Here is a 12017-nt window from a genome sequence, read left to right as displayed (position 1 = left end):
ACCACTCCACTTTGTGAATACTCACTAATTGGTATTCTCGTGTGTGATTTTCACTAATAAAAGTGTTCTTTATCTTCCTAAAAAAAGTAGTGCATGTGAGTATGATTACGATAAAAAAAGGACTGGATCTACCTATCGCAGGTAAACCTGAGCAAGTAATTCATGATGGCCCTGCTATCAAACGAGTTGCTGTTCTAGGTGAAGAGTATATTGGAATGCGCCCAACAATGAGTGTTAAAGTTGGTGATCGTGTTAAGAAAGGTCAGGTACTTTTTGAAGACAAAAAGACGCCAGGCGTTAAATATACAGCCTTCGCTGCAGGAACAATTGCTGAAGTTAACCGTGGTGCTAAGCGGATCTTACAATCGGTAGTGATTGACGTAGACGGTAACGAAAGTGAGAAATTTGCTCAAGTTACATCAGCTGAAATTACTAATCTTGACCGCGATGTCGTGGTTACCAATCTTGTAGACTCAGGTTTATGGACTGCATTACGCACTCGTCCATTTAGCCGTGTTCCTGCAATTGATAGTAATGCATCAGCAATTTTTATTACAGCAATGGACACAAATCCACTTGCTGCAGATGCTGCATTAATTATTAATCAAAACAGCGATGCCTTTGTTGATGGTTTAAATGTTATTTCTCACTTAACAAGCGGTAAAGTTTACGTTTGTAAAGCAGAAGGCACATTACCTAAATCAGCTGCATCTAACGTTGAAGAGCAAGCTTTTGCTGGTCCTCATCCTGCTGGTCTTGCTGGTACGCATATTCATTTATTAGAATCAGCTGGTACTAAACGTACTGTTTGGTCTATTGGCTACCAAGACGTTATTGCTTTCGGTAAGTTGTTCACTACAGGTGAATTACATACTGACCGTGTTATTTCATTAGCAGGCCCTGCTGTGAAAAACCCACGTTTGATTAGCACTCGTCTAGGCGCATCAATTACAGAATTAACTGCAAGTGAACTTAACGCTGGTGAGAACCGTGTTATTTCAGGTTCTGTTTTATCTGGTGTTCAAGCTTACACAGTAAATGCTTATCTTGGTCGTTATCACAACCAAGTCAGTGCTTTAACTGAAGGTCGTGAGAAGGAATTTCTAGGTTACATGAAACCTGGTAGTGACAAATTCTCAGTTGCTAACGTCTTTACCTCTGCATTCAATCGCGCACGTCAATTCAACTTTACTACAACCACTGGTGGTAGTGATCGTGCAATGATGCCTATAGGTAACTACGAGCGCGTTATGCCATTAGATATCTTACCAACTATGTTATTACGTTCGTTAGTAACAGGTGATACAGATGAAGCGATTACGTTAGGTTGTCTTGAATTAGACGAAGAAGATTTAGCGTTATGTACTTTTTCTTGCCCAGGTAAGTACGACTTTGGTCCAATTCTACGTGATTGTCTAACGACAATTGAGAAGGAAGGTTAAGCATGGGTCTTAAGAATTATATCGAAGGGATGGAACATCACTTCGAACCAGGTGGTAAACACGCAAAATGGTTTGCCTTGTATGAAGCGGTTGCAACCGGTTTATTTACACCAGGTTTTGTGACAAAAGGTAAAACACACGTACGTGATAATATCGATTTAAAACGTATTATGATTTTAGTGTGGATGTGTGCATTGCCGATGGTTTTCTGGGGCATGTACAACATTGGTGCTCAAGCAAACACGGCTATTGCATCAGGTGCAGGTATCGCATTTGACGATTGGCATGTAGCTATACTAAGTGCGCTTGGTGTGACTATGGGTGAAGGCGCTGGCGTTATAGCAAATATGCTATATGGTGCGGTTTACTTCTTACCTATTTACGCAACAGTGTTTGTGGTTGGTGGTTTCTGGGAAGTGTTATTTGCTGCAGTGCGTAAGCATGAAGTGAATGAAGGTTTCTTCGTAACATCTATCCTATTTGCACTTATCCTGCCTGCTAACATTCCATTATGGCAAGCGGCTATCGGTATTACTTTTGGTGTTGTAATCGCTAAAGAAGTATTCGGTGGTACAGGTAAGAACTTCTTAAATCCAGCACTTGCTGGTCGTGCGTTCTTATTCTTCGCATACCCATCTGATATTTCAGGTGATGCTGTTTGGACTGCTGTTGACGGTTTCTCTGGTGCTACAGCACTGAGTTCTGCGGCTGCTGGCGGTCTTGAAGGTCTAACGAGTTCACTGACTTGGACTAATGCTTTCCTTGGTAACATGCAAGGTTCTACTGGTGAAGTATCTGCGCTAATCATCCTGTTATCGGGTGGCGTATTACTTATCGCTGGTGTTGCATCTTGGAGAATTGTGTCAGGTGTTCTGATTGGTATGGTAGCGACAAGCTTACTATTCAACATGATTGGTTCAGATACTAATCCAATGTTTGAAGTACCATTCTACTGGCATTTAGTTATCGGTGGTTTTGCGTTTGGTATGATGTTCATGGCGACTGATCCTGTATCAGCTTCATTTACTGATAACGGAAAATGGGCTTACGGTCTACTTATCGGCCTAATGGTTGTACTAATTCGTGTAGTTAATCCTGCATTCCCTGAAGGTATGATGCTAGCAATCCTATTTGCTAACTTATTCGCACCTCTATTTGATCACTTTGTTGTTCAAGCTAACATTAAACGGAGACTTGCACGCAATGGCTAGTAAAGAAACTCCACTGAAAACTATCACAGTCGTTGCGGCGTTGTGTTTAGTATGTTCAATCATCGTATCTGGCGCAGCTGTGGGCTTACGTGATGCTCAAAATGCTAACAAAGCATTAGACAAGCAAACTAACCTACTTTCTGTCGCAGGCAAATTAGAAGCAAATGCGAACGTTGGCGAAATTTACGCTAAGTTTGTTGAAGCTAAATTTGTAGATTTAACTACGGGTGAATATGTTGAAGAAAATGCAGCGACATTTGATCAACTTAAAAACGTAAAAGATCTAACGAAAAGTACTGACTTAACGGGTAACGATGTTGCTGGTATTAAGCGTCGTTCAAATGTTGCTGATGTTTATCTTGTAAAAGATGCGCAAGGTAACATTGAATCTTACGTTTTACCTGTATACGGTCGTGGCTTATGGTCAACGATGTATGCATTCATTGCAATTGATAAAGACGCTAAAACAGTAAAAAGCATTCAGTACTATGACCAAGGTGAAACTCCGGGTCTAGGTGGTGAAGTGTTAAACCCACTGTGGACAGCTAAATGGGAAGGCAAGCAACTATTCAATGCGAATGGCGACGTTGCAATCCGTGTAGTTAAAGGCGGCGGTCAAGATAAGACTCCTTCAGGTATTGATGGACTATCTGGTGCAACTCTAACTAGCCAAGGTGTTGAAAATACATTCCAGTTCTGGATTGGTGACAGCGGTTTTGGTCCTTTCTTGAAGAAATTGCAAAACGGAGGCTTAAACAATGGCTAAGTCTGACTTAAGAGAAGTAGTTACTTCCCCTATTGTTACGAACAACCCTATTGCATTACAAATCTTAGGTGTTTGTTCTGCTCTAGCTGTAACAACTAAGATGGAAACTGCGTTTGTAATGACAATCGCTGTGATGGTAGTAACTGCCTTCTCAAGTTTCTTTATCTCATTAGTGCGTAACATGATCCCGAACAGTGTGCGTATTATTGTGCAAATGGCAATTATTGCATCACTTGTAATCGTCGTTGACCAAGTACTTAAAGCGGTAGCCTTCCAGCTATCAAAAGAGCTTTCGGTATTCGTTGGTCTGATCATTACAAACTGTATCGTAATGGGTCGTGCTGAAGCATATGCAATGAAGAATAAACCTCTACCAAGTTTCTTAGATGGTATCGGTAACGGTTTAGGTTACGGTGCTATCTTACTTGCTGTTGCGACAGTACGTGAAATATTTGGTTCAGGTACTTGGTTTGGTATTGAAATTTTACCACTTATCCAAAACGGTGGTTGGTACCAGTCAAATGGCCTATTACTACTTCCGCCAAGTGCATTCTTCATCATTGGTTTATTGATTTGGGCTCTACGTACGTGGAAACCAGAACAAGTTGAGCCAAAGGGGTAAACGATGGAACATTATATTAGTTTGTTCGTACGTGCTATTTTCATTGAAAACTTAGCATTATCATTCTTCTTAGGTATGTGCACATTCCTTGCTGTATCTAAGAAAGTGACAACAGCGATTGGTCTTGGTGTAGCTGTAACAGCTGTACTGACAATTTCAATCCCTGTTAACCAAGTTATCTATAGTGGCGTACTTGCACCAGGTGCACTTGCATGGGCTGGTTTCCCTGAAGCAGATTTAAGCTTCTTAGGATTCATTACGTTCATTGGTGTAATTGCTGCACTAGTACAAATCTTAGAGATGGTATTAGATAAATACTTACCAGCTCTATATAACGCACTGGGTATTTTCCTACCGTTGATCACAGTAAACTGTGCAATCTTCGGTGGTGTATCTTTCATGGTACAGCGTGACTATAACTTCACAGAATCAGTAGTATATGGTTTTGGTAGTGGTCTAGGTTGGATGTTAGCTATCGTTGCGATGGCTGGTCTTCGTGAGAAAATGAAATATTCAGATGTGCCAGATGGACTACGTGGTTTAGGTATTACCTTTATTACAGCGGGTCTTATGGCGCTAGGTTTCATGTCATTTTCTGGTATTCAGTTATAACAAACAGCTGGCTTCGGTCAGCATGTTTCAAGAGCAAAGGATAAGTCGATGGAAATCATTCTCGGCGTAGTCATGTTCACAATTATCGTTTTAGCACTAGTAACAGTAATTCTGTTTGCTAAGTCTAAACTGGTAAGTGAAGGTGATATTACAATTAGTATTAATGGTGACCCAGAGAAATCTGTGGTTACTGGTGCAGGTGGTAAACTTTTAGGTTCACTAGCGGCAAGCGGTATTTTCGTTTCTTCAGCGTGTGGTGGCGGTGGTACTTGTGGCCAGTGTCGTGTGAAAGTTAAATCAGGTGGTGGTGATATTCTACCAACTGAACTTGACCATATCTCTAAAGGTGAAGCTCGTGATGGCGAACGTCTATCATGCCAAGTTAGCGTAAAAGTTGACATGGATATTGAGCTGCCAGAAGAAATCTTTGGTGTTAAAAAATGGGAATGTGAAGTTATCTCTAACGATAACAAAGCTACTTTCATTAAAGAACTTAAGATGGCTATTCCAAACGGTGAAGTGGTTCCTTTCCGCGCCGGTGGTTATATCCAAATTGAAGCGCCTGCTCATCACGTTAAATATTCAGAATTTGAAATTCCTGATGAATACCGTGGCGACTGGAAACACTTCGGTTTCTTCGATGTTGAATCTAAAGTTGATGAAGAGACTATCCGTGCTTATTCTATGGCTAACTGCCCAGAAGAAGCGGGTATTATCATGCTTAACGTGCGTATTGCTACGCCACCGCCGCGTGATCTGTCTTTACCTGCAGGTAAGATGTCTTCGTACATCTTTAGCTTAAAAGCGGGCGATAAAGTCACGATTTCAGGTCCATTTGGTGAGTTCTTCGCGAGAGAAACTGACAATGAAATGGTATTTGTTGGTGGTGGTGCTGGTATGGCGCCAATGCGTTCACACATCTTCGATCAGTTAAACCGTTTAGATACAAAACGTAAGGTTTCATTCTGGTACGGTGCGCGTTCTAAGCGTGAAATGTTCTATGTTGAAGATTTCGATATGCTTGCAAAAGAGAACGAAAACTTTGAATGGCATGTTGCACTGAGTGATCCACAACCAGAAGATAACTGGGAAGGTTACACAGGCTTCATCCATAACGTGATTCTTGAGAACTACTTAGCAGATCACGAAGCGCCAGAAGATTGTGAGTACTACATGTGTGGTCCACCAATGATGAATGCTGCTGTTATCGGTATGCTGAAAGACCTTGGTGTTGAAGATGAAAATATCATGCTAGATGACTTTGGCTAATATTTTTTGATTCAATTCAAATCGATGTATCGATGGCTAGCTCTGATGGGGCTAGCCATTTTCATTCTTGGTTGTAGTGAACAAAAAAGTACAGAAGAAGTACTGTTTTCTGGTCCTACTATGGGTACTACTTATCATATGAAGGTTGTGGGTTTCCCACTGTCTGAACAAGATAAGCAAGACATCCAAATCGAGATTGATAAACGTTTAGAATTAGTTAACGATCAGATGTCGACTTATCGTCCTAATTCAGAGTTATCGCGCTTTAATCAAAGCGTTGCGGTTAGTGGTTTTGAAGTATCTCGTGATACGGCAAAAGTAGTGCTAGAAGCTCTTCGTTTGAATAAGCTGACAAATGGTGCACTTGATGTAACCGTTGGTCCGTTAGTGAATCTGTGGGGATTTGGTCCGGATAATAAACCGGAAACAATACCATCACAGCAACAATTAGATAAAATTAAGCTACGTATTGGTATCCAACATTTAGCTGCTACTGACACGACGTTAAGCAAAGACATTGATGGGTTATACGTTGATTTGTCTTCGATTGCGAAAGGTTATGGCGTTGATGTTATCGCTGATTACTTTGCTTCTTTAGGTATTGAAAATTACCTGGTTGAAGTGGGTGGTGAACTGCGTATTAATGGTGTTAATGCACGCGGTATTGATTGGCAAGTTGCGGTTGAGAAGCCGACGAGTGACAATCAAAGTGTGCAAGAAGTGATTGCGGTTGGTAACAATGCGATTGCAACATCTGGTGATTATCGCAATTATTACGAGTTAGATGGTGAGCGTTTTGCGCATACCATTGACCCGACAAGCGGTAAACCAATTAAGCATAAGCTGGTATCTGTAACGGTGATCCATGCTTCGTCAATGACGGCTGATGCACTAGCAACGGCGTTAATGGTGATGGGTGAGAAAGACGGCCTTGAGTTTGCAAAACAGCAAGAGTTAGCTGTTTTGATGATTTCGAAGTCAGATTCAGGTTATAATGAAGTGTATACCAAACAGTTCGAACCTTATTTAAAATAGAGGCTAATATGGCTTATTTTGCTGCAACATTTGTTATTTTTGCGTTAGTTATTGCTGGTATGTCTATCGGTTATATTGTGCAAAAAAAGACTATCACAGGTAGCTGTGGTGGTATTAGTGGTTTAGGAATGGAAAAGGCGTGTGATTGCCCCGATCCTTGCGAAAAGCGCAAAGCTAAAATGGCAAAAGAAGAAGCTAAACAGCAGATGTTAAACGAAAATCGTATCATCTAGTTTATGCCAAGCATCTAGCTATAAAGTGCAGGACGTGCTTTATAGCTTTTCTTCTCTTTAACCTCACCGATTCCCCCCTGAAGAAAACTCATTAGCAACAGCGTTCTGGAGTGGAATAACTTCCGAATTATTCTATACTTTACTCTCACCTGTATTAACCAGTTTGGTAGGGAGTGATTGTGAATTTAAATCTACTGTTTAGTGTTGCAGTGGTTGTTTTAAGCTTATCGAGCGGTTCCGCTCTTGCTGCAAACAGCAAATCATTAACTCGGTCATTAAATAACTCACCTCAAGTATTACAACGAATTAATCAAAGCGCCACGCTCAAAGATGCATTCAATCTATCTCCACACCAAACATTAATTAAGTCAAAGTCACGCGTTGATAAACGTGGATCCAGTCATACTCGTTATCGCCAAGCCTATCGTGGTGTGCCGATATGGGGAGAAGAGATCATTATTAATCGCGACCCATCTGGCAAAGCCGTTTATGTTAACGGCCGTATTTTTAAAAATATCAGTGTATCACCGCTGGATATCATGCCTTTTATCAGTGCTGATAGTGCGCTTGATACCATGAAATCCCGAGTTGAAAATCGATCAAACAATCGACTAAATAACAATAGCCCGCTGATATTTCGTGACGAATCATCTGAGCTGGCGATATTCCTTGATGCAGGTAAACCTAAATTAAGTTATGCGGTGAGTTTTTTTGCTGATAGCGCGATTGGTGGACAACCAACACGCCCGACTTTTCTGGTTGATGCATATGATGGCTCGGTATTATTTGAGTATGAAGGATTAGCCCATGTTGAAGTTGCGACTGGGCCGGGTGGTAATGTTAAGACCGGCCGTTATTACTTCGGGACAGACTTAGATATGTTAGATGTAGATATCGATGCGGCGGCAGCGACGTGCGTGATGAACAGTACGAATGTTAAAACGGTGAATCTAAATCATGGTACAACTGGCTCAACCCCTTTCTCGTTTACCTGTGGCGGTAGTGCTGACAACAGTTATGAGAATACCTATCAAACGATTAATAATGCATACAGCCCGCTCAATGATGCTCACTATTTTGGTGGCGTAGTGTTTGATATGTACAATGAATGGTTAGGTGTTTCGCCTTTGGTGATACCGGGTACTGAGGACCCAATGCAATTAATGCTGCGTGTACATTATAGTAATAACTATGAAAATGCGTTTTGGGATGGTTCGTCGATGACGTTTGGTGACGGGGATAGCACTTTCTATCCACTGGTTAGCCTTGATGTAATGGCGCATGAGGTCAGCCATGGTTTTACCGAACAGTATTCTGGTTTGATTTACTCCGGGCAGTCCGGTGGTATTAATGAGTCCTTTTCAGATATTGCCGGCGAAGCTGCTGAAGTTTATATGAAAGTCGATGCTGACTTTCAGGTTGGCGCTGATATTAAAAAAATCGGCGCACTTCGTTATATGGAGGATCCGACGCTTGATGGATCATCAATCAAACATGCTGCGAATTATTACAATGGCATGAATGTGCATTACTCTAGTGGTGTATATAACCGTGCATTTTACCTGTTAGCGAATACTCCTGGTTGGAATGTGAAGAAAGCGTTTATATTATTTGCAACAGCGAACCGAAATCATTGGACCGCGAGAGATGGTTTTGATGATGCTTATGAAGGCTTAATAGATGCCGCTGAATCACTCAATTATAGTGCTGATAAGTTTGCAGGCGTAGCCGATATTACTGATATTGAAGCTGCATTCGCACAAGTCGGCATACCCAAACCACCACCGGGACCTGTGTGTAATGACAGCAATATTGTAACATCACCTTTAGCTAACGGAATACCTACAGATAACCTCAGTGGTGTTGCCGGTGAATGGCGTTGTTGGGTACTTGATGTGCACGCTGAAGCGACAAAGCTGGATGTGGTATTACGTAATACTGCCAAAGGTAAAAATACTAATCCTGGTGACGCAGACTTATATATTAAATTTGGTGATTCACCAGAGGTTGATCCATTAATCGCAGATGGCGTATTCGATTGTGGTTCGTATACACCAAGTAGTGACGAAATCTGTGAAATGCCTAATACAGGGATGCCTGACTTAGATATACCTGTAGCGGGTGAAAAGCTATATATTGCCGTTTATGCTTTTAGTAACTTTCCTTCGGTCAAGTTAACGGCGACTTATTCCCCCGATACAAGTGGAGAAACACCGCCGTTACCCACAGGCGATATAACCTTAATTGCCACTGAAAAGGGCGGGCGTAATAACAAATTCGTGTCGCTAAGCTGGACAGGTGCAACGACAGAGAGGGTTATAATTTATGTTAACCGTAACGATGAAGAACATAAGCGTGTAGTCGATACTGAAAACGATGGTGTGTATAAAGATAGCGAGGGAAGTAGCAGTAACTCTTACCAGCTTTGTGAAGTTACAGATCAGGAGCCTGTCTGTTCTAACGTGACACCGTAGAATGGGTTTCTAGTGTCTATTAATGCATGATGGTAAACGAAAGTAACATCATTTAGTTTATGCCAAGCATCTGGCTATAAAGTGCAGCGTTGTATTTTATAGCTTTTTAAACCTACCTTATTTCTCCCTCGACGATAAAGTACTATAGTGGTAAATCCTCAGCGATATCTATTTTTGCGATATAATATTTTAGATGGTTAATCAAGATACAAAATTACACTGTGTGTGGAGACATTAATGAGCGTTAAAACAGAAGCTAAATTTGGTAAAGAAATTGGTCCTAATTGGTTTGCTTCGGTGATGGGAACCGGGATTATTGCTAACGCCGCGATAGGACTGCCACTAATCGGCATCCATCTTACTGGCTTTGCGCTGATTGTCTGGCTGTTAGCTGCCATGTTATTAATCGTCATGTTAGCGATTAAGACCGTACAGACAATCACTCGCCCTGACATTATCAAACGTCAATTTAACGATCCTGTCATGGCTCAATTTTTTGGTGCGCCTCCGATGGCCTTGCTGACTATCGCGGGGGGGACTATATTAATGGGTCACCATATTTTTGCCCCAGAAACGGTGCTGACAATTGCCTGGACTCTATGGTTAGTGGGTACTGTCGCCGGTTTATTGAGTGCAGTGATCATTCCTTTTCGGCTTTTCACCCACTATGAAGTTAATAGTCACGCTGCTTTTGGTGGTTGGTTAATGCCGGTTGTACCGCCGATGGTCTCTGCCACTATTGGCGCGATGCTTATTCCGCATGCCGAAGGTATCGTGTTACAGCAAACTCTTTTGTATGCCTGCTATGCGATGTTTGGTGTCAGCTTGATCGCAGCGATGATTATAATTACTCTGATTTGGAATCGCTTAGCCCATGCTGGTAGCTCTGGTGGGGCACGCGTGCCAACATTGTGGATCGTGTTAGGACCGCTTGGTCAATCTATCACCGCTATTGGCGCTTTAGGAACTGTGGCCTTGGCGGTTGTCGATCAACCGATTGCGAGTAGTTTAAATACCATGGCGATACTCTATGGTGTTCCAGTTTGGGGCTTTGCAGTATTCTGGTCATGCATCGCAGGATTACTGACTGTGCGGGCTATGCGCAGAAAAATGCCTTTCGCACTGACTTGGTGGGCTTTTACATTTCCTGTCGGCACTTGTGTTACAGGCACTACCCAACTCGCATTGCATACTGGTTTACCTGTGTTTCAATGGGCCGCTATTATATTGTTTGCTGCGCTCATTTGTGCTTGGGTTATTGCTGCAATCGGTACCATAAAAGGCTTTAAAGGTGGGTACATTTTGAAACCCGCAATTAACTCACCTGCAGTACAGGTCGCTAAAGGTCACGATAAAGATAATAATTAATCGTTAATTTTCAATGTTAAAAAATAGTTTCATTTAATTGGTACCCACTTGTGAGTAATCACAAAGTGGTTGATCTATATCAATATGTTGTTTCGTGTATATGTCAAAGTATGTCTAAGTTAACTGTTTGTTACTAAATGATGCAAAAGAACATCAACTGTAAACAAACGGTATTTGAAATGAAAAACATACTCGAATTTATGGAGCACTACATGAACAAAAACATATTATCTGGATTAATCACTGCCTCTCTATTATCAGCAACGCTTGCAGCCCCGGCTATTGCTCATCAACAAGGTGATTTTATTGTTCGTGCAGGTGCAATGATGGTTGCTCCAAATGAGTCTAGTGCTGATGTTGATATTGCTGGTGTAGGTAATTTAGGTGAATTCCAAGTGAATGATGATACCCAGCTGGGTCTTAATTTTACTTATATGGCAACAGATAATATTGGTATTGAACTCGTTGCTGCGACGCCATTTACTCATGAAGTTGCACTACAAGATACGGGTGTGATTGCGGAAGTAAGCCATTTACCTCCAACATTACTGGCACAATATTATTTTGGTGATGCAAGCTCTAAATTCCGTCCTTATGTAGGTGCTGGTGTTAACCTTACAGTGTTCTTTGATACGGATTTAAATTCAACAGGAACAGGTGCTGGCTTAAGTAATCTTGATATGAGTAACTCAGTGGGACTCGCTGCACAGGTTGGTGTTGATTATATGATTAACGATAAATGGCTTGTAAACGCATCTGTGATGTATGCAGATATCAGTACTGATGTAACATTTGATGTTGGCGCTGATAGCTATAAAATCAAAACAGACCTTGATCCATTGGTTTACATGGTTAGTATCGGTTATGTGTTTTAATTAGTTTTATAGTTTATAGTTTATATTAGCTAAACAAAACAAGGTGCATTGGCACCTTGTTTTGTTTTTGACTGTTTATATCCTTCAAATTTATTGCCCACTCTTCTCTG

At 41.4% G+C, this 12017-nt stretch carries 11 protein-coding genes; all 11 read left to right on the top strand.

The window, feature by feature from the left end:
* The first annotated feature begins 101 nt into the window (after positions 1 to 101).
* The 11 genes from A923_RS0116130 to ompW all read left to right on the top strand — a co-directional run bounded on the left by A923_RS0116130 (position 102) and on the right by ompW (position 11907).
* Entirely contained in the window at positions 102 to 1442 is a 1341-nt protein-coding gene (locus tag A923_RS0116130; protein ID WP_026006283.1) for a Na(+)-translocating NADH-quinone reductase subunit A, read from the top strand.
* 2 nt (positions 1443 to 1444) lie between these two features.
* A complete protein-coding gene (locus A923_RS0116125) occupies positions 1445 to 2653 on the top strand; it encodes an NADH:ubiquinone reductase (Na(+)-transporting) subunit B (protein ID WP_017222720.1) in 1209 nt (402 codons plus the stop codon).
* The gene (locus A923_RS0116120) at positions 2646 to 3419 is read left to right on the top strand and encodes a Na(+)-translocating NADH-quinone reductase subunit C (RefSeq protein ID WP_017222719.1); all 774 of its coding nucleotides are present in this window, start codon (positions 2646 to 2648) and stop codon (positions 3417 to 3419) included. Before A923_RS0116125 ends, A923_RS0116120 begins: the two co-directional genes overlap by 8 nt.
* The gene (locus tag A923_RS0116115) at positions 3412 to 4041 is read left to right on the top strand and encodes an NADH:ubiquinone reductase (Na(+)-transporting) subunit D (RefSeq protein ID WP_017222718.1); all 630 of its coding nucleotides are present in this window, start codon (positions 3412 to 3414) and stop codon (positions 4039 to 4041) included. The genes A923_RS0116120 and A923_RS0116115 overlap by 8 nt, the downstream gene beginning before the upstream one ends.
* Positions 4042 to 4044: 3 nt before the next feature.
* Entirely contained in the window at positions 4045 to 4653 is a 609-nt protein-coding gene (gene nqrE / locus A923_RS0116110; protein WP_006033405.1) for an NADH:ubiquinone reductase (Na(+)-transporting) subunit E, read from the top strand.
* A gap of 48 nt (positions 4654 to 4701) precedes the next feature.
* Positions 4702 to 5922 carry an NADH:ubiquinone reductase (Na(+)-transporting) subunit F gene (gene nqrF / locus A923_RS0116105; RefSeq protein WP_017222717.1) on the top strand — a complete coding sequence of 407 codons (1221 nt, stop codon included), beginning with the start codon at positions 4702 to 4704 and terminating at the stop codon, positions 5920 to 5922.
* A 45-nt stretch (positions 5923 to 5967) separates the two neighbouring features.
* Positions 5968 to 6957, top strand: a complete 990-nt coding sequence (locus tag A923_RS0116100) for an FAD:protein FMN transferase (RefSeq protein ID WP_017222716.1) — start codon at positions 5968 to 5970, stop codon at positions 6955 to 6957.
* Positions 6958 to 6965: 8 nt separating this feature from the next.
* Positions 6966 to 7190: a (Na+)-NQR maturation NqrM gene (nqrM, locus tag A923_RS0116095; protein WP_017222715.1), complete on the top strand. Its 225-nt coding sequence runs from the start codon at positions 6966 to 6968 to the stop codon at positions 7188 to 7190.
* A gap of 179 nt (positions 7191 to 7369) precedes the next feature.
* Positions 7370 to 9664, top strand: coding sequence for a M4 family metallopeptidase (locus A923_RS0116090; protein WP_017222714.1), 2295 nt, complete (start codon positions 7370 to 7372; stop codon positions 9662 to 9664).
* A gap of 237 nt (positions 9665 to 9901) precedes the next feature.
* A complete protein-coding gene (locus tag A923_RS0116085; RefSeq protein ID WP_017222713.1) occupies positions 9902 to 11032 on the top strand; it encodes a TDT family transporter in 1131 nt (376 codons plus the stop codon).
* A gap of 212 nt (positions 11033 to 11244) precedes the next feature.
* Positions 11245 to 11907 carry an outer membrane protein OmpW gene (ompW, locus tag A923_RS0116080; RefSeq protein ID WP_017222712.1) on the top strand — a complete coding sequence of 221 codons (663 nt, stop codon included), beginning with the start codon at positions 11245 to 11247 and terminating at the stop codon, positions 11905 to 11907.
* Positions 11908 to 12017 lie beyond the last annotated feature (110 nt).

It is taken from the genome of Moritella dasanensis ArB 0140 (assembly GCF_000276805.1).
GTDB classification, from domain to species: Bacteria; Pseudomonadota; Gammaproteobacteria; order Enterobacterales; family Moritellaceae; genus Moritella; species Moritella dasanensis.
The sequence above is the reverse complement of the archived record's forward strand: the minus strand, read 5'-3'. Positions and strand labels throughout refer to the sequence as shown.